The sequence below is a fragment of the Streptomyces ortus genome, from assembly GCF_026341275.1.
GTDB lineage: Bacteria > Actinomycetota > Actinomycetes > Streptomycetales > Streptomycetaceae > Streptomyces > Streptomyces ortus.
Genome location: NZ_JAIFZO010000002.1, coordinates 7,705,302 through 7,727,008, shown reverse-complemented (window position 1 = coordinate 7,727,008; position 21,707 = coordinate 7,705,302). Strand labels below are relative to the sequence as shown.

Here is a 21,707-nt window from a genome sequence, read left to right as displayed (position 1 = left end):
CGCCCCCACCCCCAAAGCCTCCCCCACCCCGGGTGACTTCCCCGCCTGTCACGGGGAAGACGCAGAACACGCACACCCCCAAGAGACAGGCCCAGCGGCCTTCTTTCCTTCCTTCAGGGGCGCGAAAAACTACGCACCCGGCTGACGCGCCCAGCCGCCTTCCTTCAGGGGCGCGGGGAACTGCGCACCGGGGTGCGGGGCGGAGCCCCCGAGGCAGCAGCGGGCGGCGCCGTTCAGAGAAGAGCGCCTCCAGATCCGGCTCTTGTCACCGAACAACCCGTCCTCCTTCCCCAGCGCCGCCAACTTCTCCAGCGAGTCCATGTCCACGGCCCCCGGCCACGCCGGCAACGTCAGCTTCGCCAGAACATCACCGTTGATCTTGGTGTACGTGGTGAGGACCTGCCGAGCCTCGTCAGGATGACCGGAGGCGTACTTCAGCGACTCGGTCATCGCCTCGGTGAACTTCTTCACCAGCCCCGGGTCCTCCTTCACCAGCTTCGCCGAGGTGAAATACGTGGCCACGGTGAGCTTCGGGTCCGTCTCCGCGAACGGAGACGCCACCACGCGGACACCCTGCGCCTTGGCGATCGTCATCGCGGGCTCCCCCATCCACGCCGCGTCCACCCGCCCGTCCTCCAGCGCGGCCGGCATCTGGTCGAACGGGATCTCCACGAACTTCACCTCGGACGGTTCACCGCCGGCCACCCGGACCGACTCACGCACCGTGGTGTCCCCGATGTTCTTCAGGGTGTTCACCGCGACAGTGTGTCCGGCGAGGTCCGCGGCCGACTTGATCGGACTGTCCTTGGGAACGCCCACCCCGGTGACGTCACCCCCGACCTTGCCGTTGGACGCGGCGCCGTTCACCACGGATTTGACCGGGACCCCTTTGACCTGGGCGATCATCAGGGACGTCGTATTGCTGAATCCGAACTGGAACTGCCCGCTCACCACTCCGGGAATGATCGCCGCGCCGCCCTGGGCGCTCACCATGTCCAGCTCGATGCCACGGCTGCCGAAGAAGCCCTTCTTCTGTCCCAGATAGAGCGGGGCCACATCGACGATCGGAATGATGCCGACCTTGACCCGTGTCGTCTTGTTCCCCCCGGAGGACGACGAACCGTCGGCCTCCGGATCGGAAGAGCCGCAACCGGCCGCGGCGACGAGGGTGGTCAGCACGGCGACAAGCCCGAGAACGCGCCTTCGCATGGGCTCCTCCTGCAGCTCGGTGCTACGGCTCGGCCTATGTTGTGCATTTTCGTGACGGCAGAAATCTACCGGCCCAGCTTCGCGCTGTCAGTACTCAGGACAACGTCGGTCGGCCGTTCGGAGGAGGTCCTTCGATTTCTCGGACGGCCGTGTTTGGACCGGCTCTCTCCGGTCAGCCGTAACAGTAGATCGCACGGACGAAGCACAAGTAAGGACGTGAGCTGCAGTGGCCGAGAACGAGAAGGCAAAGGCGAAGACCGAGCAGGCCAAGGGCAAGGTCAAGGAAACGCTGGGCCAGGCCGTCGGCAACGAGCGTCTGACTGCCGAGGGCAAGGCGGAGCAGACCAAGGGTGACGCGCGCCAGGCCAAGGAGAAGACCAAGGACGCATTCCGGCATTGAGGATCACCTAATGCGGAGGGCCCGTCGCACGCTCTTGCGGCGGGCCTGCTTCTTTTTCAGGCGAAGGAGCAAGAAATGCTCATGGAGCACCGGTCGCCCGTCACCGGCGCGACGACCGTCCCGTCCCGGACCGCCCCCGCCGAGCCCCGCAGCACCCCCTCGGGGCCCCGCACTCCGGCCGAGGTGCGCGAAGAGGTGAGGCACGCGCTCGCCGAGGCCCGCCGGTCCCCCTTGCTGCGTGAAGCGCTCGGCGGTGACGACATCATCGGCGACGCCCTGCTCGTCGCCACGGAGCTGACCAGCAACGCCATGCTGCACGGCGGCGGTGTCACCGGGTTCGAGGTGGCGCTGGACGCCAAGGAAGTACGGCTGTCGGTGAGCGACCGCAGCCCGGAGTACCCCCGGCCGGCGCGGCACACCGATGAGCGGGGTGTCATGCGGCCCGGTGGCCACGGCTGGCCGATCGTCTGCCGTCTCGCCAGCGACATCGCCATCTCGGAACTGCGGACCGGCGGCAAGCGCATCACCGCCGTGGTACCGCTCACACGCCGCTAGGACCCGCTCGGCCCGTCCGGCGTGGCTGCCGGGCCTGTCCGGTACACACGGCGGACCGGCCGCACCCATCGGTACAGCCGGTCCTCAGCGTCATGCGTCATGCGGTGTGCGGTGTGCAGACAGGAAGCCGTCCGCGAGCGTCACTTCCGCACGATGGCGCGTACGTTGTCCACGGATCCGCAGCCCGACTTCAGGTGGTGGGCCCGCTCCTCAAGAAAAGCCGCGCCGAGTTCTTCACGCCGCTCCATGGCGACGTTCTCCCGCGCTCCGTTGAGGATGGTCCGTTCCTCCTCGTCGGTGTGGTGCGCGATGGCCTCCACGAGTTCTTCGAGCTTCTCGTCCCAGTCGTCCGAGCCGATCTCGTCGACCTCCAGGAGGGCGAGCAAGGCCTCGTTGCCCTCCTCGTGCTCCTCCTCGCCGTGCTCCACTTCCTCGTCGTCGATGTCCTTGTAACGCTTGAGGGCGGGGTAGACCTTGGCCTCCTCCGCGAGCGCGTGGGCGATCAGGAGATCGGCGAACTCCTTCAGCGCGGCCGACCGGTCCGCCTCGACACTGCGCATCTGCCGGAAGAGGTCCTCCATCTTCCGGTGGTCCGCGAGTATGAGTTCGACGACGTCACGCATCTCGGTTCGTGTCTCAGACATGGGTGCGGTGGGCCCTCCTCGCTGGAAATACAGTCCAGCGACACGTGTGCCCCCGGAAGCGAGGAAGAAAAGCACGGGATGACGAAGACCCAGCCCCGGGCCGTCCGTCGCCGGGGTCAGGCGGTGAGTGCCTGCCGGGGCGCCTGTCGGGGCGCGCCCGTCGCCGGGGCGCGCACCACGGAACGCACGGCGGGGCGCACCGGGTACGTCGTCTTCGAGGGGTCGATCACCGGGTCGCCCAGCACGAGCCGGCCCGCCGCGTGCAGCGCGTCGCACTCCTCCGTGGGCAGCGCCACGTAACAGCCCGCGTACCCGGAGCCGGCCGTGGCCGCCTGCCAGTAGCCGTACCGGCGGCGGCCGTTGGCGTGCACGGTCAGGCAGACGGGGACACGTTGGACCGTGATCAGCCGCAGCACCTCGGAACCACTGGCGCCGAGCGGCGCGGGAGCGGGCGTGCGCGGGACGGCTCGCACGAGGGTCAGCGGCGCTCCGTCCGAGGCTCGCGACACGGCACGGCGGTGGAGAGTGGACGTCATGTGCGGGCGGCCTTTCGAGGGACGGGTTCGATCGCGTATCGCCTGGAGCGATGACGTTCTCGTTGCTCGGCATTCTTCCTGAGGGCACTGACAACGCGGGTCGCAGCCGGTCGGGGCCGCTCCCGGGGGCCGCACGTCACCGGCGGCCGGGAGGCGGGGGCGCGTGATGTGCGCGGCCTTCCAGCCCACCCTGTACGAAGGGGTCGTCGGCGCTGTCGTACGCCCCCGCGTGATCGAAGAGCGCTTCGGTGACGCGCTTCCACTCCTCGGCCTCCGCCCGCGCGATCAACGCGTCCCGGCCGGTGCGCGACTCGTCCTCGGCCGCCTTGCGAGCCTCGTCCCAGGCGTTCTTCGCCTCGTGGTGCCGCATCCCCTTCGCGGACCGCCGTACCCGCTCCCAGGCGGCTCGCTCGTCCTCGGACGGCTCCACCACCTCGTCGCTCGCGCCATCGACGAGACCGGACGCTCGGTCCTGCTGCGGGCTCACTGCTTCACCTCGCTGTGGGGTACGGCACGGAAAACCGCCTTCTGCAGCCCCGTCTGCCCCGGTCGCGGAAACCGACACCTGTCAGTGTGACGAGCCGTTACCTCACTGATCTCACGTCCGGTGCGGGCACCGAGGCCCGCCACCCACACGCACGTAGATGTACACGTACCGCGTTCGGCGCACCTCACACCTGGCGCGCCACTCTGCGCACCGGTCGCGCTACGCGGTGTTGTCACGGGATGTGCGGCTGCGGATGCGTCGTCGCAGAGCGCGTCGTTCGCCCTCGCTCTTGCCGCCCCAGACACCTATGCTCTGCCCGGTGTCGAGCGCCCAGTTCAGACACTCCTCGCGCACGGGGCAGCGTCGGCAGACGGACTTCGCGTCCTCGATCTGCACCAGCGCGGGGCCCGTGCTACCGATGGGGAAGAAGAGGTCGGGATCGACAGTGCGGCATTCCGCGTACTCGCGCCAGCCCTCCATGGGGGCCTCCTTCGGTCGCAGTGATGTTGTTCACGGGGGTGGGTCCTCCTTCGGGTCACCACGGACCGCCCCGGTGAAACAAGGAGACTCGTGGGACAGCGCCGCCAGGGTTTTCGGACGGCACCGCCGATCACCTGCCGGAAGCCCCGAAAGCCCTGGCCCGGCGCGACGCGGACGCCCGGATGGCAAGATGGGCCTTCACGAGGCGTCCCGGGATGCTTCACCAAAAGAGCAGGTGACAAATGTCTGAGGTGTCGGGCGAGGTCTGGGAGCAGTTCGCGATCGCCGTGGCCGAGATGGCGCGCGATCTACTGGCGCAGGACTCCGCCCAGAACACGCTGGACCGTGTCGTCGATCACGCGAAGGTTCTGATCGACGGATGTGACGAGGCCGGCATTCTCACGGTGCGGCAGGGCGAGGTGAACGCGCTGGCGGCCACGAGCGATGTGGTCCGCCGGTCGGACCGGATCCAGCAGGATCTGCGGGAGGGACCCTGCTTCGACGCGGTGACCGACCGTCAGCAGATCTACGCCATCGAGGACCTGCGGGAGCCGAACGCGAAGTGGCCCCGCTTCGCCCCCGAGCTCCGCAAGCTGGGCATGGGAAGCATGATGGGCTTCCTCCTCTTCACCGAGGACGACAACCTCGGCGCCCTGAACGTGTACTCGCACAAGCCGGACGCCTTCGACGAGGCCGCCCGGCGAGCCGGCTGGATCCTCGCCTCGCACGCGGCCGTGGCGTTCTCCGCGGCGCGTACGCATCAGCAGCTGAGCCATGCCATGGAGACCCGGCACGAGATCGGTGAGGCCATGGGCATCCTGATGGAGCGCTACGGACTGACCGAGGACACGGCTTTCAAGGTGCTCAAGAAGACGTCGCAGGACCGCAACGTCAAGCTGCGCGAGATCGCCCGCCAGATCTGCCAGACCGGCGAGAAGCCCTCCTGACACCGCGCAGTTCCGGGCCGACCGGACCGGCGGCGCGAGCGCTCGCCACGGTCCGGCCCGTCCCTCACAGGAAGCGGCGGATGGGGATGACGGCCGCCTCCCGGGCCCGCTGCACGACGGAACGCCGCTTCCAACGGCCCTTCTCGATCCGGGTACTGGCGGTCAGGTCCTCGTCGAAGTGGGCGTCGAGCGTCGACGTGAACTCCTCGTCCAGCACCGCGAGCATGATCTCCTCGTCGTGGTCGAGCGAGCGGCGGTTGAAGTTGGTCGAGCCGACCAGCGAGGCGACGTTGTCCACGGTGATGACCTTGGCGTGCATCATCGTCGGCTGATACTGGTAGATCCGCACACCACAGGCGGTGAGGTCCTCGTAGTAGTGCTGGCCGGCCAGCTGGCAGACCCGCTTGTCGGTGTGCGGGCCGGGCAGCAGGATCTCCACCTGTACGCCCCGGCGGGCCGCGGCGCACAGCAGCTCGACAAAGAAGGCGTCCGGCGAGAAGTAGGCGGTGGCCAGCCGGAAGCGCTCCTCGGCCGACTCCAGCATCACCCGGAGCAGGGTCTGCATGTCCTGCCAGCCGAAGCTCGCCGAGCCGCGCACCACCTGCACCACGGCCCCGCCCTCGGGGGTGTGCGCGACGAACCGGTCACGGTCGTCGAAGAGCTCTTGGTGGCACTCGGCCCAGTTCTGCGCGAACGCGGCGGCGATACCGTCCACGGCCGGCCCGCGGACCTCGGCATGGGTGTCACGCCACTCGCGCTCGTTGCGGGCGTCGCCGCACCACTCCTCCGCGATCCCCACCCCGCCGGTGAACGCGGTCCGTTCGTCGACGACCAGGACCTTGCGGTGACAGCGGTGGTTCTGCTTGAGCGGCGAGAGGGCGAGCGGTTTGCGGAACCACGCCACCTGCACCCCGGCGTCTTCCATGGCCGCCAGCAGGTCCTTCTCGATCAGCCTGCTGCCGAAGCCGTCCAGCAGCAGGCGTACCCGCACACCGTCCCGGGCCCGGTCCGCGAGTGCCTGCGCGAACTCGCGGGCGATGTCGCCCTTCCAGTACACGAAGGTCATCATGTCCACGGTGTGCTCGGCGGACCGGATGCCCGCCAGCATCGCCGCGAAGATCGCGTCGCCGTTGCGCAGAGCGGTGAGGGAGTTGCCCTCGGTCGCCGCGATGCCGATGAGTCTCTCCAGTCGGCGCCGTATCCGTTCCGCGCGCTGCGCGTACTCCGGCGACGACCACGTCCCGGAGGGACGGGTCGCCTTCTCCGGCTCGTGCTTCATGTCCGGCTGCTTCAACGTGCCCGGCTCGTTCCGCGTGTCCGGCTGGTCCTGCGTACTGGTCATGGCATCACCCGGCCGGCACAGAGAGGAGACAGGAGGATGCGCGCTGCCCGGTCCGGCGCGGGCGCGGCCAGCAGACTGTACTCCGGGTCCCCGGGTGCTCATGAACGGAGTGCTGATGAACGGACCCCTCCGCAATTGACCGAGGATGAGCAGACATGCTCTGGAAGAAGCCGGGCAGGAGATGGCCGACTTGGTTTCTAGTTAAGGCGGCACTGTGACTACCTCCGTGAACACCCGCGACGCATCTGACTGCAGCACGGGCGTGCAGGAGGCCGCCGGGGATCTGCCGTGGATCGAGGACGGCGGCAAGGTCGCCCCCAAGGACGCCCGGGTGCTGTCCCGCATGTTCCTCGACCGGCTGCAGGAGCTGGAAGAGGGCACGCACGAATACCAGTACGCCCGCAACACACTGATCGAGATGAACCTCTCCCTGGTCAGCTTCGCGGCCCGCCGGTTCCGCAACCGCGGCAGCGGGGACATGGAGGACGTCATCCAGGTCGGCACCATCGGCCTGATCAAGGCGATCGACCGCTTCGACCTGTCGCGCGAGGTCGAGTTCACCTCCTTCGCGATCCCCTACATCATCGGCGAGATCAAGCGCTTCTTCCGGGACACCACCTGGGCCGTGCACGTGCCGCGCCGTCTGCAGGAGCTGCGGGTCTCCCTCGCCAAGAGCAAGGAAGCCCTCGCCGCCACGCTGAACCGCCCGCCGACGGTCAAGGAACTCGCCGTCCACCTGGACCTGAGCGAGGAAGAGGTCATAGAGGGTCTGGTCGCCGCCAACGGTTACGTGGCCGGCTCCATCGACACCCCCGGCGGGGACGACGACGCCGGCGACGGCGGTCCGAAGTACGCGGACACGCTGGGCGAGGAAGACCCGGCGATGGACCTGTTCGAGGACCTGCACACGCTCGCGCCCCTGCTGCAGCAGCTGGACGACCGGGAGCGGACCATCATCGAGATGCGCTTCGGCCGGGAGATGACCCAGGCGGAGATCGGCCGCGAGCTGAACCTCTCCCAGATGCACATCTCCCGGCTGCTGACACGCACCCTGAGCCGGCTCCGCGCGGGGCTGCTCGCCGCGTGACGTCCGGCCGCGGGAAGCGGCACACGGACAGTCGTGACGAACACCTGTGACGAACACCTGTGACGGATCGAAGGGACGAGCAAGGCCGTGAGTGAAGAGCAGGACCCGCTCCTGGAGTCGGCCGCGCCGATCGTGACGGAGACCGTGCCGGATCTCCAGCTGCAGATGCTGGTGCGACTGGTCGGCCAGGACCCGCAGGCGGCACTGCCGATCACCTTGTTCGTCGGGGGTGGTCTCCTCTACGGCGACCTCATCTCGCACGCGGCGTGGAAGACCGACTGGGCACGCAGCCTGCGCGGTGTCGACGGACCCGGCGCACAGCTGCTCGAGCGGTTTCCCGAGCAGGTGGACGAGGCGGTCTCCGACAAGCAGGGGCGTCCGATCCCGCAACGGCTCCCCCAGTGGATCCACCTGCGTGACGCCACCAGTACCGTCGCGGCGGGCGGCCCTGTCGTGATGCCCCTGTGGCGCGGACGGCTCACGGACGTCTCCGGCTGGTCCCTGGGCAAGCCCGACAGCTCCCTCACCGAATCAGAGGACACCCGCCACTGACGACGTACGGGGGACGAGCGAGCGGCGGACGAGCGCGCCGACCGTCTTCAGCAGCCGGTCCGCGGGCTCCTTGAGTCCTGGATGGGCCAGCACCGTGTTCCGCAGCCCCCGCACCGGCCTGCGCCACAGCCGGTGTGCCGCTGCCACCGGGTGGGGACGCGTCGCGAAGCCCTCCCCCACCCGCAGTTCCCGGGTCTTGAGCCAGTCCTTGTACTCCTTGTCACCACGCCCCAGGTCCAGGACCCGTACGCCCTCCCGCCCCGCCGCCTCCGCCATCCTGAGGTGCATGATCAGCCCGGGTGAGTAGTAGCCCAGTGCGGGGTCGTACGCGGTGAACCAGGCCGCGAACACCGTGCGCGACCGGGGACCGAAGTGTGCGGCCACCGGCCGGTCGCCGGCGTACACCACGGACAGGATGCCGGTGAAGTGCTCCTCACGGACCTGGAACAGGTGCTCCACCACGTTCACGATCCAGGGGCGCGCGAAGCGGTCCATCCGGGACGTCCTGCGGTACTGGGCGGACTTCCACCCCATGAGCGTGCGCAGCAGCGCGGGGTCGCGCTCGTCGAAGACGAACCGCAGCTCGCCCAGGTCGCGTGCCAGGCGGCGTTCCTTCTTCAGTGTCGTCTTGGCCAGTCCGGGGTACGCGCCGCGCAGCCACTGCGCATAGTCGCCGTCACGGTCACCGACACCGGTCTTCAGGTCGACCACCGGTGACGCGAACGTCCCCGTGACGTGGCGGGCGAATGGTTTCTGTCCCTCGACGAGGTGGTCGAACTCGAAGACCGACAGCCCACAGGCACGCAGCAGTTCATGGGTGTCCCAGGTGACTCCGGGCCGGTGCACGAGGGCCTGGCAGTCGGACAGGCCGAGCCCGATGGCCCGTCCCACACCCAGGGAGTTGCGCTCGTACGGGAGGAAGCCCACCGCCTCCCCGCCCTCGTGCAGCACCGCCACCCGCGCCCCGCCGCGCCAGGTGCCGATGCCCGCCGCGAACTCGGGGGACAGGAAGGGGTTGGCGTAGTCGGGTGACCCGTCAGCCGCCCGGTGCCAGTCCCGGCGCAGCGATGCGCTCAGGGACTCGGGTCGGTGGGTGGTGATGTCCACCTCGGTGGATCGCATGGACGGTAGCCCCCCGTTCCCCCAGGGACGCGCCGTCCGCGTCCCGGCACTTCCCCGGCCGACGGGCGACGGCCGACGGCCGACGGGCCGGGACCCGAGGTGTCCGCAAGGCTCAAACTTCGCGAAACAGTACGCAGCCTGTCAAGGCTGCCGGTCGTAACGAAAAGGGTGCGAGTCGGGTGCACCGGTCGGTCAGTCCGTAAAGTCACCTTGAAGGTTGAATTCGAGACATGGCTTCACGCGACGGGTCAGGTGTCTCTCGCACACCTCGCAGCCTGCGCCTTTGCGGCTCGGGACAGGGTGTCAGAAGCCGTGGGAGCGCGCGGACGGTCCTGACAACTTCGGGATCATGGCCTGATGATGCGAGTAGCATCCGGCCCCAGCACCACACGATGACGAGGAAAGGTAACTGCCATGTCCGAAGTCGAATCGGCCGCCACGGAGCTCAAGACCCATTACGCCGCCCAGGTGTCCGCGGATCTCGAACGCAACACCAAGGAGCAGGAACGTATCGGCGCCGAAGTGGAGGCGCTCCAGGAGCAGTTGAGTGCACTGCAGCACGACCAGACCCTGCTGGCCGAGTTGCAGCGGGCCTTGGGTGGTGACAAGTCCGCCGCGAACGCCAAGGGTGGCTCCGCGCCCGCGCCTTCGGTGCCGCGCCAGGCCACCGCCACGGCGGGCGGACGGAAGAAGGCCACCACCGCGAAGTCGGCGGCCAAGCCCGCCGCGACGAAGACCACTGCGACGAAGGCCACCGCCAAGTCGGCCTCGAAGTCGGCTGTTTCGAAGCCGACGACCACCACCGCGAAGCCCGTCGCCACGAAGTCCACCGCCGCACAGCCCGCGGCTGCGAAGTCCACCGTTTCGAAGACCGCGGCCAAGTCCGTCGAGAGCGGTCCCGCGAAGCCCACGCTCGTCGAGCTCATCCGCGAACACCTCGGCCGGCAGTCCGAGCCGCGCTCGTCCGCCGAGGTCGCCACGGCACTGGCGGAGGCCCACCCCGACCGCGAGATCAAGCCCAAGGTCGTACGCACCACGGTGGAGGGGCTCGTCGCCAAGGGCCAGGTCCAGCGCAGCAAGCAGGGCTCGTCCGTCTTCTACACGACGTCCAAGGCCGCGCCCGCCGGCGCCACGGCGGAGCAGGCCGCCGTCCCGGCAGCCACTGCCTGACCGACATCCGGCGCTCGCCCGGCCGACGGGGCGCGGTGACCCCGCCGGCCAGTGGCCTCCCTGTGCCCTATTGACCCTCTGTCAGGTGGTCGCGCACGTGGTGCCGTTGAGGGTGAACGCGGTCGGGGCGGCGTTCGTGGCGCCCTTGTCGGCGGTGAAGCCGACGGTGACCGACCCGCTCGCGGGAATGGTGGAGGTGTACGAGGCGTTGGCGACGCTCACCGTCGCACCGCTCTGGGTCGGCGTACCGCCCCACATGCTGGAGACCTTCTGCCCGCCCGCGAAGGCGAAGACCAGCTTCCAGCCACTGATCGCCGCGGTGCCCGTGTTGCGGATGGTGATCTCGCCCTGGAAACCGCCCGGCCATTCGTTGCTGACGCGGTAGCCGACGGAGCAGCTCGCCCCGGGCGTGCCGCCGCCGTCGGCGGTGGTGACACTCACCGTGGCCGAGCGGGCCGAGCGGTTCCCGGCCGCGTCACGTGCGTAGACGGCGAAGGTGTACGCCGTGCCTGCGGTGAGCCCTGTCACGGTGGCGGTGTTGGTGGTGGCCGCGGCGACCGTGGTCTCACCGCTTCCGCCGACCCGCACCACGTCGTAGGCGGTGACGCCCACGTTGTCGGTGGCGGCGGTCCAGGTGAGGGTCACCGAGGTGGCCGCCACGGCGGCGGCACCCGGGGTGCCCGGCGCGGTCGGGGCCTGGGTGTCACCCGGGGTGCCGCCACCGTAGATCGTGGCCTCCTTCGAGGTCTGGGCGATGCCGTCGGCGCCGTTGAAGACGCGCTGACCCCAGGAGCTCAGCCGTGTCGGGTCGAAACCGATCGTGAGGTCCAGGATCGGGTCGGTGTTACCGCTCCAGGACCAGGCGAGGTAGCCGAGCTTGAGCTGCTGGGCCGCGGCCATCATGGTGTCCTCGTCCGGATCGCCGTACTGGTCGGCGGGGCCGCCGAACTCGCCGATGAGGATGGGGAGTTTCGCGGTGACGAACGCGTTCAGGTAGTCGGTGATCTCCGCCGCGGTGTCGAAGACGCTGTACATGTGGATCGAGAAGATCAGGTTGCCGGTGGTGTCGGCGTCGTGGACGGCCTGGGCATTGGCCCGCATGACGCCCTGCCAGTCCTGGCCCCAGTTGGGCGCGTCCACCATGATGGTGTGCTCGAACCCGGCGGCACGCAGCTTCTTGACGGCGGCGACCGTGGGAGCGGTCCAGCCGGCGGGGTCGGTGTTGCCCCAGGGCTCGTTGCCGATGTTGACGATGACGTAGTTCTCCTGGCCGGTGAGCACGCTCTTCAGGCCGATCCAGTAGTCGGCCGCGTGGTCGAGCGTGCCGGCCGCGGCGTCCTCGCCGTAACCGGTGGTGTCATGCACCTCCAGCACGCAGATCAGCCGGTTCGCCCTGCACTGGGCGATGACGGCGGCCACGTCCTCGGGGCTGTTCCTGCTCCAGCGGTGGCCGTCGGACAGGACGACGCGCACGGAGTTGGCGCCGAGCGCCTTGATGTCGGCCAGCGACTGCGTCTCGCCCGGGTACCAGGTGTGGGCGTGGTTGACGCCGCGCATGACGAAATCGTTGCCGTTGCCTTCGAGCAGGCGGCCGTCGTCGACATGGAGGCCGGTCGCGAGGGCACCCGCGGACGCGCCGGGCGGGTCACCGGGCATCTGGGCATGTGCGGCGGTCGGTACGAGCGCGCCGAGGACGACGAGCCCCAGAAAGGCGGCCAGCCCGGCGAGCAACGCGCTGATGTGGCTCTTTCGTGTCGTGCTTCTTGCTCTTCTCACTGCGACTCCAGGAAGTGAGCGCCAAGAAACTTGGATTACGGGAAAGTGGGAGCGCTCCCATGGAGTCACCTTGCCAGGAACACGTCAAGACTTGGCACAACCTCGGCTTCCTGACGGCTGTAACGGATGTGCCGTGATGGATGACAGGCCGGGGGTCCGTTTCCGCCGGGACCACCGGTGCGCGCCGCGTGACCACTCTCACGCCCCCCGAGGGCCGCCTTGTCACCACCCGGGTACGCGCACTACTGTCACGACGCCTTGGTGCTCGGGAAATCGGTGTGATGCCGGTGCGGCCCTCGCCACTGTGATCGGGAAGTCCGGCTCCGGCCCTCACGGGCAGCCACTGGGTCCTCGGACCCGGGAAGGCGGAGCACGGGCGGTGTTACCCGTAAGCCAGGAGACCGGCCAAGGCACGTCAACCATCCACGAGGTGCTGGAGAGGGTCTGCTGAGCCATGCACATAGCCGAGGGTTTCCTTCCTCCGGCGCACGCGGTCGCCTGGGGCGTCGCGTCGGCGCCGTTCGTCGTCCACGGAGTCCGGTCGCTCACCCGTGAGGTCAGAGAACATCCCGAGAGCACGCTCCTCATCGGCGCGTCGGGGGCCTTCACCTTCGTTCTCTCCGCACTGAAACTGCCGTCGGTGACCGGGAGTTGTTCGCATCCGACCGGCACCGGTCTGGGCGCCATCCTGTTCCGGCCGCCGGTCATGGCGGTCCTGGGCACCATCACCCTGCTCTTCCAGGCCCTGCTGCTCGCGCACGGCGGGCTCACCACACTGGGCGCCAACGTCTTCTCGATGGCGATCGCCGGACCGTGGGCGGGCTACGCGGTGTACCGGCTGCTCCGGCGGTTCGACGTGCCGCTCATGGTCGCGGTGTTCTGCGCCGCGTTCGTCGCCGACCTGTCCACCTACTGCGTCACCAGCGTGCAGCTGGCGCTCGCGTTCCCCGACCCGAGCAGCGGATTCCTGGGCGCGCTCGGCAAGTTCGGCTCGATCTTCGCCGTCACGCAGATCCCGCTCGCGGTGAGCGAGGGACTGCTCACGGTGCTCGTGATGCGGCTGCTGGTGCAGTCGAGCAAGGGCGAACTGACCCGGCTCGGCGTGTTCCTGACCGGCAGGCGGTCCGGGGGCGGGAAGTCCGGGGCCGCCGAAATCGGCGGGACGACCGACACCGGGGACCCGACCGATGCCGACGACACGACCGACACGACCGGGACGGTCAGGACGACCGACACGACCGGGACGGTGACCCGATGAGCCGCGGCGCGAAGATCAACACCCTGCTGCTGCTCCTCGTGGCCGCGCTCGCCGTACTGCCGCTGGTCTTCGGCATGGGCGACCACAAGGAGGAGCCGTTCACGGGCGCCGACGCGGAGGCGGAGACCGCGATCACCGAGATCGAGCCGGACTACGAGCCGTGGTTCTCACCCCTGTACGAGCCGCCGTCCGGTGAGATCGAGTCGGCGCTGTTCGCCCTCCAGGCCGCCCTCGGCGCGGGCGTCCTCGCCTACTACTTCGGCCTGCGCCGGGGCAGGCGCCAGGGTGAACTGCGCGTCCTGGCACAGCGCGAGGACGGCCGGGACCCGACGGCCGGGGCACCCGGCGGTGCCGAGGAGTCCGCGGCCCGGCCGAACCGTCCGGCCGAACGGACCTGAGCGTTCGTGCTGCCGATCGACGCGGCGGCGCACAGCAGTCGCTGGCGCCGCCGCCACCCCGTGGACAAGGCCGTGCTCGGTCTCGGCCTGACCGTCCTGGCGATCTCCCTGCCGCCCTGGCCGGGCGCCGCCCTGGTCCTGGTGACCGCCCTCACCGTGCTGCTGGGTCCGGCGGCGGTACCCGCCCGGCGGCTCTGGCGCGCCTACCGCGTACCGCTGGGCTTCTGCGTGACCGGTGCGCTGCCGCTGCTGCTCCAGGTGGGCGGCCCGGACGGGTTCGTGACCCTGGCGCAGGGTGGTCCGGTACGCGCCGGGGAACTCCTGCTGCGTACCTCGGCGGCCTCCCTCGGCGTGCTCCTGTTCGCGTTCACCACTCCCCTGTCCGACCTGCTGCCACGACTGGTGAACGCCGGGGTGCCCGCGCCGGTCGTCGACGTGGCCCTGGTGACGTACCGGATGAGCTTCCTGCTCCTCGACTCCGTACGCCGGATCAGGGAGGCGCAGGCCGCCCGGCTCGGGCACACCACGCGGGCCGCCGCCTGGCGTTCGCTGGCCGGGCTCGCCGCCACCGCGTTCGTCCGGGCCTTCGACCGGGCGACCCGGCTGCAGGCCGGACTCGCCGGACGCGGTTACGACGGCACCCTGCGCGTCCTGGTGCCGGAGGCCCGGATCTCCGCGCGCTTCACCCTGGCCGGCGTCGCCCTGCTCGCGGCGGTGGTCGCACTCACCTTCGTACTGGAAAGGCCGCTGCGATGAGCGAGCCCGTGCTGGTCGCCCTGCGGGGCGCGTCCTACGCGTACGAGGACGGCCCGACCGTGCTCGGCGGCCTCGACTTCGAGGTGCGCGCGGGACGTGCGCTCGCCCTGCTCGGCCGCAACGGCAGCGGCAAGACGACACTGATGCGGCTGCTCAGCGGCGGACTGCGCCCGCTCACCGGGCAGTTGACCGTGCGGGACCGGCCGGTCCGGTACGACCGCAAGGGCCTGACCCTGCTGCGCACGACCGTGCAACTGGTGGTACAGGACCCGGACGACCAGTTGTTCGCCGCGTCCGTCTTCCAGGACGTGTCGTTCGGGCCGCTGAACCTCGGCCTGCCGGACACCGAGGTACGGGCCCGGGTGGACGAGGCACTCGCCGCGCTGGACATCACGGCCCTGGCCGAACGCCCCACCCACCTCCTCTCCTACGGGCAGCGCAAACGGACCGCGATCGCGGGCGCCGTGGCGATGCGGCCACGGGTGCTGATCCTCGACGAACCGACCGCGGGGCTGGACCCGGACGGCCAGGAGCGGCTGCTCGCGACCCTGGAGGGGCTGCGCGCGAGCGGTACCACCGTGGTGATGGCGACGCACGACGTGGACCTCGCCCTGCGCTGGGCCGACGACGTGGCACTCCTCACCCCGTCCGGCGCCGTCACCGGGCCGGCCGGGGCGACCCTGGCCCGTACGGACCTCCTGGCACAGGCGGGACTGCGGTTGCCCTGGGGGGTCGCGGTGGCCGAACTGCTGCGCGCGCAGGGCCTGTTGACGTCTCCGTCGACCGGCCCGCGCACCGCCGAGGAACTGGCCGCGATGACGTCGCACAACTCCGCTCCCCCGGTGCCGGCCGAAGGCCGACGGTGACCGCCGTCAGTCGGCGGGTGTCACCCTGGTCACCTTGCCGCGGGCGTCGGCCAGCAGATAGCCGCTCCTCTTGTACTCGTCGGTGAGGTAGACCAGCATCTCGGCGCCCCGGTCGAACACGTCGTTCGGTGACCTGACCACGAGGTAGCGGGAGGTGGCGTCGTCGACGTTCAGTTCCTTCTCCGCCTCGGCGAGCAGGGCGGGGAGCCTGTCCCAGTCGAAGCCGTCCATGGTCATCGGCTGGTCCCCACCCGCCAAATGCGCCTTGACCGGGCTCTCCTGGACGCCCCGGCCCACGTAGTAGGTGTACTGCTCGTAACCGGTCCGGCTGCCCTCGACCATGACCTGCGCGGAGACGTAGTCGGGGTAGACCGTCAGGGTGCCGTACCGGTCGCGGCCCGTCTCCTTCTCCAGGGCCTTCAACGCGGAGCGGATGCCGTCCGGCGTCAGCAGGTCGGTGGGGGTCTTCGAGGCCGTCCGCCGAGGCGAAGGGCTCTTGTCGGCCGCTTCCGTCGCGGAGGTGTCGGCCGACGGATTCGCCGTCGTTCCGTTCGTGGAACCACCCGACGCCGAAGCTCCCGAGCCCTCTCCGTCGGGCAGCAGTGTCCACGCCAGCACACCCACCAGCACCGTGCCGACGGCGGACAGGGCGACCGTCGTCCGGCGTCCCCGCCGCCTCGCTGGTCGTACGGGTGCCGGAGCGGGCGGCCCGGGCACGGCGTCCTGCGGGGGTGTGATCCGGTAGGAGGTGGGTTCCGCACGGTCCTCGGGTACGGCATCGTTCTCGGGTTCGACACGGTCCTCGGGTACGACGCGGTCCTCGGGTACGGCACCGGCCGCGCCGTCGCTCGTGGCCGCGCGCATCCCTTCGCCCGCACCCACGCCCGTGCCCGCTCCCGTCCCCTCGGCTACGGCTGTCAGCATGCGGTCGAGCGTTTCGGTGTCCGGGCGGGCCTCCGGGTCCCGTACCAGTACCCGCATCAGCGCGTCCGCCAGCGGGCCTGCCCGCCTCGGCGGCGGCACGTCCTCGTACAGGACGGCCGCCAGGGTGGCCAGCGTCGTGGCCCGGCGCAGCGGATGGTGGCCCTCGACGGCCGCGTACAGCATCATCGCCAGCGACCACAGGTCCGACGCCGGGCCGCCGTCGTTGCCCGCGATGCGCTCGGGTGCCATGTAGTCGGGCGTGCCGATGATCGAACCGGTGGCGGTGAGGGCCGTCGACTCCCGGATCGCCGCGATCCCGAAGTCCGTGAGCACGGGGCGGCCGTCCGGGCGCAGCAGGACGTTGGCGGGCTTGACGTCGCGGTGCTGGATGCCGGCGTCGTGCGCGGCCCGCAGCGCGGCCAGTACCTCCCGCCCGAGCCGTGCCGTCTCCACGGGGTCCGTCGGGCCCCGCTCCAGCCGGTCGGCGAGCGAACCGCCGCCGACCAGCTCCATCACGATCCACGGGTACGTTCCCTCACCGCCGTCGACGATGTGATGGATCGTCACGACGTTCGGATGGTCGATCCTCGCGAGTGCCCTGGCCTCGCGCAGCACCCGTTCCCGCAGCAGGCGCGCGGCCTCCGGGTCGTACTCGGCGAGGTCCATGTCCGGGGGCCGGACCTCCTTGACGGCCACGTTCCGGTGCAGGGCGAGGTCAGTGGCCCGCCAGACCGTGCCCATCCCGCCGCCACCGAGCCGTGCCTCCAGCCGGAACCGCCCGTCGATGACCCGTCTGCCGGAGTCCCCGTTGCTCATGCGCGGAGCTTAGAGGACGGGTACGACAGGCCGTCCGCCCAAGGGCCGCACCCACACGCTCACACCGGACTCACAGGGTGCCCACGGCCGTCGGCCTGCCGAGGTAGGTGAGCGGACCGGGGTCGGGGACGGGGATCTCGTGGAAGCCGAGGCGGTCGTAGAACGCCCGCGCGGCCACATTGGCGGTGACCATGCCGAGGTGGACCGCCGGGACCCCGCGGTCGTGCAGGGCGGCGAGGAAGGTTCTCATCAGTCCCCGTCCGAAGCCGCGCCGCTGCCAGTCCGGCAGGAGGTCTATGTGCAGATGGGCCGGATGGGCGGCCAGGTCGGGCAGGATCATGCGCTCGGGCGTGTGCAGGAGAACGATCATCTCCTCGCTGGGTGTCCGGGGTTCCGCGCTCGGCTCGGGGTAGCGTCCGGCGACCCGGGGGAGCCAGGCCGTACGGAAGTTCTTGACGAACTGTTCCGTGTCGGCCGTGCCGAGGACGTAGCCGACCGGGGACCCCGAGCCGTCGTCGAGGACGAAGGCGAGTTCCGGCTCCAGGTGGCAGTAGGGCGCGGCGAAGATGGACGGCAGCAACTCCTCGTCGGGATAACGCGCTCGCGAATCCCCTCCGTCGAGGGCGGTTCTCACACAGATGTCGGCGACGGCGGCACGGTCGGCGGGTCGGTACGGGCGGATGCTCGGCTGAGGGCGCATGCCGAGCATCCTGGCCGCCACGGGAGCGCTCCCACAAGGGACCGGCCTCCTTCCGCGCGGGCCACGGCTTCCCGCCGGACCTCACGCCCCGGCGACCGCCGCGATGTCCCGGGCGGCGATGTAGCCGAAGGTCATCGCCGGGCCGATCGTCGAGCCCGCGCCCGCGTAGCTGTGTCCCATGACCGCCGCGCTGGCGTTTCCGGCGGCGTACAGGCCGGGGATGACGGAGCCGTCCGGGCGCAGTACGCGCGCCCGGGCGTCCGTGCGCAGGCCGCCCTTGGTACCCAGGTCGCCCGGGACGATCCTGAACGCGTAGTAGGGGGCGAGCCACAGCGGTGCCAGGCAGGAGTTCGGGAGGATCGCGGGGTCGGTGTAGTAGTGGTCGTAGACACTGTCGCCGCGGTGGAAGTCGGTGTCGGTGCCGCTCCGGGCCATGCTGTTGAAGCGGTTGACTGTGGCCCGCAGGGCAGCGGCCGGCACACCGATCCCCTGCGCGAGGGCGTCGAGCGTCCAGGCCTTGTGGGCGGCGCCGGACTCGTACCACGCGTCGGGGAGGACGAAGGTCGGGGCGACGTCCCTGAAGAGGTAGCGGTTGCGGTAGTTCTGGTCGACGATCAGCCAGGCCGGGATGTGCGGCGCGGTGGCGTTCTTGTCGTACATGGTGTGCACGACATCGCTGTAGGGGGCCGCCTCGTTGACGAAGCGCGCTCCGGCGGCGTTGACGAGGAGGCCGCCGGGCAGGGTGCGTTCGGCGAGGCAGAAGTACGGCTGGCCGGGCAGCGGGATGGCCGGGCCCCACCAGGCGTCGTCCATCAGGTCGAGTGCGGCGCCGGCCTGCCGTCCCGCCCGGATGCCGTCACCCGTGTTCTCCTTCGCGCCGACCGTCCACTCGGTGCCGATGGGCTGTCGCTGGTACTGGGCCCGCATGGCCGCGTTGTGCTCGAAGCCGCCCGAGCCGACGATCACTCCGTGGCGCGCCCTGACCAGGCCGGGCGCGCCGTTCCTGGTCACCACGGCTCCGGCGGTGGTGCCGTTCTCCGTGTACAGCTCGGTGAGCGGGGTGTTCAGCCACACCGGCACCTGGGCCGCGAGCAGTCCGGCGCGCAGCCCGGCCGCCAGTGACTGGCCCATGGTGAGGGGTTTCTGGCCGAGGAGCGCCGCCCTGGTACCGCGGGCCAGGCACTCGGTGGCGACGGCGGCTCCCTTCACACTGACCGCCGAAAGGGCGAGCCACTTGTAGTCGGTGCTGAAGACGACCATGCCGCTGGGCACCGGCAGGTACGGAGGGTTCAGCCGGGCCAGTTCCGCGCCGAGGACGGTGCCGTCGAGCTGGGCGGGTTCGATGGAACGGCCGCCGGGCAGACCGCCGGGCAGTTCCGGGTAGTAGTCGCTGTAGCCCTCCATGAAGCGGAACCGCAGAGGGCTGTTGGCCATGACGAAGGAGATCATGGCCGGTCCCTGTCCGAGGAAGGCCTGTCTGCGGTCCGCGGGGACCTCGGGGCCGACCACGGCCGCCAGATAACCCGCCGCCTTCGCCGGGGTGTCGGGGACACCCGCGGCCAGGATCACCGGGTTGTTCGGAATCCAGATCCCGGCGCCCGAGCGGGCCGCCGAACCGCCGAAAGTACCCGCCTTCTCCACGACGACGCAGGTCAAGCCCTGCTTCGCGGCCGTCAGCGCGGCGGTCATCCCCGCCGCGCCCGACCCGATCACGACGACGTCGTACGTGCCGAGGAGCGGCAGGTCGGCCGCGCGGGCCGTACCGGGGAGCCCGGCGGCGAGCGCGAGCCCTGTTCCGGTCGCCGCGCCCAACACGCGGCGCCTCGACGGGGCGGAGGAAGAGGAGGGGCCAGGGTGGTCCGTACGTCTTGCGGGGTCCGCGCTTGTGGCCATGGCAGGGCGCTCCAACCGGACGGCGAAGGAAGACGAGAGGAGACGGCGGAGTCAGGAATGTGGCGCGGGGGTCTTGGGAAGTCAAGGGCCACGCCGGGGCCGGCCGCCACACCCCGCGAGCGGACCTTGCACAGGAAATCGTCACCTGTCAGGATGGTGACGTGAATGTGGATCACGCCTTCGTGTGCGGAAACCCGGCCCTGGACTTCGCCACGACACTCCGCGCCCGCCGCACCCTGCGCTTCGAGATGTTCACGTCACCGGAGCGGCTGGACGCGTGGTACCTGGAAGCGGGAATCGTCGACACCGTCTTCCCCGCCACGGAATCCGACCTCGCGCGTGCGGTCGCCGTACGTGAGGCCGTCTACGCACTGGTCACCGCCCGGCGCCTCGGAGAGCCCTTCGACGGCGAGGCGCTCGCCACGGTGAACGGCGCGGCCCGCAGGCCTCCGGCGACACCGCAGCTCACCGCGGCGGGGCGGCGGACGGACGCGACCCAGGAGGAAGCGCTGTCCACGGTGGCCCGGCATGCCGTCGAGGTGCTCAGCGGTCCCGACGTACCGCTGCTCAAGGAGTGCGGCAATCCCGAGTGCACCCGCGTCTACATCGACCGGTCCCGCGGGATGCGCCGGCAGTGGTGCGGCATGGAGTCCTGCGGGAACAAGCTCAAGGCTGCGGCGTACCGCGCCCGCAAGAAGGAGGCGCGGGCACCTGCCGCACCTGCCGCGCAGGCCGGCGCCCACACCCGCTGACACCTTTACCCGCACTCACGGACGCGCGGGCCGTTGAACGGCGAACGTCAGATACACGTCCGTACGAGCCACTCGTCGTCGTTGTACGCGTTCCGCGCGGGGTCCGGGGCCATGGCCGGCCTCTCCTCGACGGTGTCCGCGAGACGGACCCTCTCCGGCAGCGCACCGAAGCGCGCACTGCGTGCCGCCTCGGCGACATCCGGAACCCGAACCTTCTCACCCTGCGCCATCCCGGCCTCCCGCACCTCAGAGCCATCGGACGCCGCCCATACGACGTCACCCGCCTGACTGGTGACGATCCTCTCAGTGGGGTCGTCACCAGTCAAGGGGGTGACGGATCCGCCACCCCCGGTCCGTGCGGCGTAGCGGCCCTGCGCGAGCCGCTGAGAGGAGCCGGGTCCACCGCTCAGCCCCGCGGCCGGCGCTGCCCCAGTGACGCACCGATGCGGCCGGCGATCTTGCTCCGGTCCATGGCCGCGCTGTCGGGTTCGCCCTCCAACCAGACGCGAAGACGGGTGACCGCCAGCAGTCCGAACCGCTCGGCGTCCGCCTCCTCGCGCCGGTCGAACTCGGTGCGGGCGGCCACTTTGCGTACCGGTTCCCGCAGTTCGGGGAGTTCGGCGCCGGTCGTGGCCATGCGGGCCGCCACCGCCTTGCCCACGACGTGGTTGCCACAGTCCCCCCTGAGCATGTGCCACACCTCATGGAAGAAGATCGCCAACTGATGCATCGGCGTCGCCCGCTTGTCCACCACGATCAGGTCGTAGGCGGGCAGGTCGAGCCACAGTCCGCTGGCGGTCTGGTGAGGGAACTCCTCCTTCACGAGCCGGACCTCACGGCCTCTCAGCTCGCTCACGGTCGTGACCAGCGCGGCGAACAGGGTGTCGGGCTCCGTGGGTACGGGCAGTGTCAGCCCGTCGACCAGCTGACCGATCAGTTTCCGCATCTCTCTGGCTTTGCCTGTGCGCACCGCTCTCCCCGCGAACCTCAGCACGGGCACCGTCGCACGGCGTCCGCCGAATCCCACCCTGCCTGCC

At 70.2% G+C, this 21,707-nt stretch carries 23 protein-coding genes, 1 pseudogene and 1 riboswitch; of the genes and pseudogenes, 11 read left to right on the top strand and 13 right to left on the bottom strand.

Going from position 1 to position 21,707, the window contains the following annotated elements; genetic code table 11:
- Positions 1 to 235: 235 nt before the first annotated feature.
- Positions 236 to 1,209: pseudogene (locus K3769_RS36810) on the bottom strand (ABC transporter substrate-binding protein); the annotation flags it as partial.
- 226 nt (positions 1,210 to 1,435) lie between these two features.
- Between K3769_RS36810 and K3769_RS36805 the strand changes: the two are divergent.
- Together K3769_RS36805 and K3769_RS36800 are read left to right on the top strand one after the other, a co-directional pair.
- Positions 1,436 to 1,609 (top strand): CsbD family protein, encoded by a 174-nt coding sequence (locus K3769_RS36805; protein WP_267030552.1) that lies wholly within the window; start codon positions 1,436 to 1,438, stop codon positions 1,607 to 1,609.
- Between the two features lie 75 nt (positions 1,610 to 1,684).
- Positions 1,685 to 2,164: an ATP-binding protein gene (locus tag K3769_RS36800; RefSeq protein WP_267030551.1), complete on the top strand. Its 480-nt coding sequence runs from the start codon at positions 1,685 to 1,687 to the stop codon at positions 2,162 to 2,164.
- A 140-nt stretch (positions 2,165 to 2,304) separates the two neighbouring features.
- Here K3769_RS36800 and K3769_RS36795 read toward each other — a convergent pair whose 3' ends face one another.
- The 4 genes from K3769_RS36795 to K3769_RS36780 all read right to left on the bottom strand — a co-directional run bounded on the left by K3769_RS36795 (position 2,305) and on the right by K3769_RS36780 (position 4,311).
- Positions 2,305 to 2,787 carry a hemerythrin domain-containing protein gene (locus K3769_RS36795; protein WP_267031705.1) on the bottom strand — a complete coding sequence of 161 codons (483 nt, stop codon included), beginning with the start codon at positions 2,785 to 2,787 and terminating at the stop codon, positions 2,305 to 2,307.
- A 137-nt stretch (positions 2,788 to 2,924) separates the two neighbouring features.
- Entirely contained in the window at positions 2,925 to 3,344 is a 420-nt protein-coding gene (locus tag K3769_RS36790; protein ID WP_267030550.1) for a hypothetical protein, read from the bottom strand.
- Between the two features lie 136 nt (positions 3,345 to 3,480).
- Positions 3,481 to 3,831, bottom strand: coding sequence for a hypothetical protein (locus tag K3769_RS36785; protein ID WP_267030549.1), 351 nt, complete (start codon positions 3,829 to 3,831; stop codon positions 3,481 to 3,483).
- A gap of 219 nt (positions 3,832 to 4,050) precedes the next feature.
- On the bottom strand, positions 4,051 to 4,311 hold the full coding sequence (locus K3769_RS36780; protein ID WP_267030548.1) for a WhiB family transcriptional regulator: 261 nt from the start codon (positions 4,309 to 4,311) through the stop codon (positions 4,051 to 4,053).
- 242 nt (positions 4,312 to 4,553) lie between these two features.
- Between K3769_RS36780 and K3769_RS36775 the strand changes: the two genes are divergently transcribed.
- On the top strand, positions 4,554 to 5,258 hold the full coding sequence (locus K3769_RS36775; RefSeq protein WP_267030547.1) for a GAF and ANTAR domain-containing protein: 705 nt from the start codon (positions 4,554 to 4,556) through the stop codon (positions 5,256 to 5,258).
- A 64-nt stretch (positions 5,259 to 5,322) separates the two neighbouring features.
- Here the strand turns inward: K3769_RS36775 and K3769_RS36770 are convergent, their stop codons facing one another.
- Positions 5,323 to 6,537 (bottom strand): phospholipase D-like domain-containing protein, encoded by a 1,215-nt coding sequence (locus K3769_RS36770; protein ID WP_267031704.1) that lies wholly within the window; start codon positions 6,535 to 6,537, stop codon positions 5,323 to 5,325.
- A 277-nt stretch (positions 6,538 to 6,814) separates the two neighbouring features.
- Here K3769_RS36770 and K3769_RS36765 point away from each other — a divergent pair, with 277 nt between their 5' ends.
- Positions 6,815 to 7,687: a SigB/SigF/SigG family RNA polymerase sigma factor gene (locus tag K3769_RS36765; protein WP_372515110.1), complete on the top strand. Its 873-nt coding sequence runs from the start codon at positions 6,815 to 6,817 to the stop codon at positions 7,685 to 7,687.
- A gap of 87 nt (positions 7,688 to 7,774) precedes the next feature.
- Positions 7,775 to 8,239: a GvpU-like protein gene (locus tag K3769_RS36760; RefSeq protein ID WP_267030546.1), complete on the top strand. Its 465-nt coding sequence runs from the start codon at positions 7,775 to 7,777 to the stop codon at positions 8,237 to 8,239.
- Here K3769_RS36760 and K3769_RS36755 read toward each other — a convergent pair.
- Positions 8,219 to 9,361: a GNAT family N-acetyltransferase gene (locus K3769_RS36755; RefSeq protein WP_267030545.1), complete on the bottom strand. Its 1,143-nt coding sequence runs from the start codon at positions 9,359 to 9,361 to the stop codon at positions 8,219 to 8,221. The genes K3769_RS36760 and K3769_RS36755 overlap by 21 nt on opposite strands.
- 414 nt (positions 9,362 to 9,775) lie before the next feature.
- Here K3769_RS36755 and K3769_RS36750 point away from each other — a divergent pair, with 414 nt between their 5' ends.
- On the top strand, positions 9,776 to 10,531 hold the full coding sequence (locus K3769_RS36750; RefSeq protein WP_267030544.1) for a hypothetical protein: 756 nt from the start codon (positions 9,776 to 9,778) through the stop codon (positions 10,529 to 10,531).
- Between the two features lie 81 nt (positions 10,532 to 10,612).
- Here the strand turns inward: K3769_RS36750 and K3769_RS36745 are convergent, their stop codons facing one another.
- Positions 10,613 to 12,307, bottom strand: coding sequence for a cellulase family glycosylhydrolase (locus K3769_RS36745; protein ID WP_267030543.1), 1,695 nt, complete (start codon positions 12,305 to 12,307; stop codon positions 10,613 to 10,615).
- Between the two features lie 242 nt (positions 12,308 to 12,549).
- Positions 12,550 to 12,731, top strand: a riboswitch (cobalamin riboswitch).
- Positions 12,732 to 12,761: 30 nt separating this feature from the next.
- Between K3769_RS36745 and K3769_RS36740 the strand changes: the two genes are divergently transcribed.
- The 4 genes from K3769_RS36740 to K3769_RS36725 are packed head-to-tail and all read left to right on the top strand — an operon-like array spanning position 12,762 to position 15,585.
- Complete coding sequence (locus K3769_RS36740) at positions 12,762 to 13,565, top strand: energy-coupling factor ABC transporter permease (RefSeq protein WP_267030542.1); 804 nt, start codon at positions 12,762 to 12,764, stop codon at positions 13,563 to 13,565.
- Positions 13,562 to 13,963, top strand: coding sequence for an energy-coupling factor ABC transporter substrate-binding protein (locus tag K3769_RS36735; protein ID WP_267030541.1), 402 nt, complete (start codon positions 13,562 to 13,564; stop codon positions 13,961 to 13,963). Before K3769_RS36740 ends, K3769_RS36735 begins: the two co-directional genes overlap by 4 nt.
- Positions 13,964 to 13,969: 6 nt before the next feature.
- Positions 13,970 to 14,719, top strand: a complete 750-nt coding sequence (gene cbiQ / locus K3769_RS36730; RefSeq protein ID WP_267030540.1) for a cobalt ECF transporter T component CbiQ — start codon at positions 13,970 to 13,972, stop codon at positions 14,717 to 14,719.
- Positions 14,716 to 15,585, top strand: a complete 870-nt coding sequence (locus tag K3769_RS36725) for an energy-coupling factor ABC transporter ATP-binding protein (RefSeq protein ID WP_267030539.1) — start codon at positions 14,716 to 14,718, stop codon at positions 15,583 to 15,585. The genes cbiQ and K3769_RS36725 overlap by 4 nt, the downstream gene beginning before the upstream one ends.
- Positions 15,586 to 15,591: 6 nt before the next feature.
- On the opposite strand, the gene K3769_RS36720 is transcribed toward K3769_RS36725, so the two are convergent.
- The 3 genes from K3769_RS36720 to kstD form a co-directional block, all read right to left on the bottom strand.
- On the bottom strand, positions 15,592 to 17,325 hold the full coding sequence (locus K3769_RS36720) for a serine/threonine-protein kinase (protein ID WP_267030538.1): 1,734 nt from the start codon (positions 17,323 to 17,325) through the stop codon (positions 15,592 to 15,594).
- A gap of 70 nt (positions 17,326 to 17,395) precedes the next feature.
- Positions 17,396 to 18,025, bottom strand: coding sequence for a GNAT family N-acetyltransferase (locus K3769_RS36715; protein ID WP_267030537.1), 630 nt, complete (start codon positions 18,023 to 18,025; stop codon positions 17,396 to 17,398).
- Between the two features lie 81 nt (positions 18,026 to 18,106).
- Entirely contained in the window at positions 18,107 to 19,918 is a 1,812-nt protein-coding gene (gene kstD, locus K3769_RS36710) for a 3-oxosteroid 1-dehydrogenase (protein WP_267030536.1), read from the bottom strand.
- A gap of 161 nt (positions 19,919 to 20,079) precedes the next feature.
- Here kstD and K3769_RS36705 point away from each other — a divergent pair, with 161 nt between their 5' ends.
- Positions 20,080 to 20,670 carry a CGNR zinc finger domain-containing protein gene (locus tag K3769_RS36705; RefSeq protein ID WP_267030535.1) on the top strand — a complete coding sequence of 197 codons (591 nt, stop codon included), beginning with the start codon at positions 20,080 to 20,082 and terminating at the stop codon, positions 20,668 to 20,670.
- 47 nt (positions 20,671 to 20,717) lie between these two features.
- Here the strand turns inward: K3769_RS36705 and K3769_RS36700 are convergent, their stop codons facing one another.
- Together K3769_RS36700 and K3769_RS36695 are read right to left on the bottom strand one after the other, a co-directional pair.
- Positions 20,718 to 20,900 (bottom strand): hypothetical protein, encoded by a 183-nt coding sequence (locus tag K3769_RS36700; protein ID WP_267030534.1) that lies wholly within the window; start codon positions 20,898 to 20,900, stop codon positions 20,718 to 20,720.
- A gap of 176 nt (positions 20,901 to 21,076) precedes the next feature.
- Entirely contained in the window at positions 21,077 to 21,616 is a 540-nt protein-coding gene (locus K3769_RS36695; RefSeq protein ID WP_267030533.1) for a toxin-antitoxin system, toxin component, read from the bottom strand.
- Between the last annotated feature and the right edge of the window lie 91 nt (positions 21,617 to 21,707).

Bases quoted from the DNA above. Each gene is read 5' to 3' on its own strand.
- K3769_RS36800 (WP_267030551.1), top strand. From the start codon at position 1,685: ATGCTCATGGAGCACCGGTCGCCCGTCACCGGCGCGACGACCGTCCCG.
- K3769_RS36795 (WP_267031705.1), bottom strand. From the start codon at position 2,787: ATGCGTGACGTCGTCGAACTCATACTCGCGGACCACCGGAAGATGGAG.
- K3769_RS36790 (WP_267030550.1), bottom strand. From the start codon at position 3,344: ATGACGTCCACTCTCCACCGCCGTGCCGTGTCGCGAGCCTCGGACGGA.
- K3769_RS36780 (WP_267030548.1), bottom strand. From the start codon at position 4,311: ATGGAGGGCTGGCGCGAGTACGCGGAATGCCGCACTGTCGATCCCGAC.
- K3769_RS36775 (WP_267030547.1), top strand. From the start codon at position 4,554: ATGTCTGAGGTGTCGGGCGAGGTCTGGGAGCAGTTCGCGATCGCCGTG.
- K3769_RS36770 (WP_267031704.1), bottom strand. From the start codon at position 6,537: ATGAAGCACGAGCCGGAGAAGGCGACCCGTCCCTCCGGGACGTGGTCG.
- K3769_RS36755 (WP_267030545.1), bottom strand. From the start codon at position 9,361: ATGCGATCCACCGAGGTGGACATCACCACCCACCGACCCGAGTCCCTG.
- K3769_RS36750 (WP_267030544.1), top strand. From the start codon at position 9,776: ATGTCCGAAGTCGAATCGGCCGCCACGGAGCTCAAGACCCATTACGCC.
- K3769_RS36740 (WP_267030542.1), top strand. From the start codon at position 12,762: ATGCACATAGCCGAGGGTTTCCTTCCTCCGGCGCACGCGGTCGCCTGG.
- K3769_RS36735 (WP_267030541.1), top strand. From the start codon at position 13,562: ATGAGCCGCGGCGCGAAGATCAACACCCTGCTGCTGCTCCTCGTGGCC.
- K3769_RS36725 (WP_267030539.1), top strand. From the start codon at position 14,716: ATGAGCGAGCCCGTGCTGGTCGCCCTGCGGGGCGCGTCCTACGCGTAC.
- K3769_RS36720 (WP_267030538.1), bottom strand. From the start codon at position 17,325: ATGAGCAACGGGGACTCCGGCAGACGGGTCATCGACGGGCGGTTCCGG.
- K3769_RS36715 (WP_267030537.1), bottom strand. From the start codon at position 18,025: ATGCGCCCTCAGCCGAGCATCCGCCCGTACCGACCCGCCGACCGTGCC.
- kstD (WP_267030536.1), bottom strand. From the start codon at position 19,918: ATGGCCACAAGCGCGGACCCCGCAAGACGTACGGACCACCCTGGCCCC.
- K3769_RS36700 (WP_267030534.1), bottom strand. From the start codon at position 20,900: ATGGCGCAGGGTGAGAAGGTTCGGGTTCCGGATGTCGCCGAGGCGGCA.
- K3769_RS36695 (WP_267030533.1), bottom strand. From the start codon at position 21,616: ATGCGGAAACTGATCGGTCAGCTGGTCGACGGGCTGACACTGCCCGTA.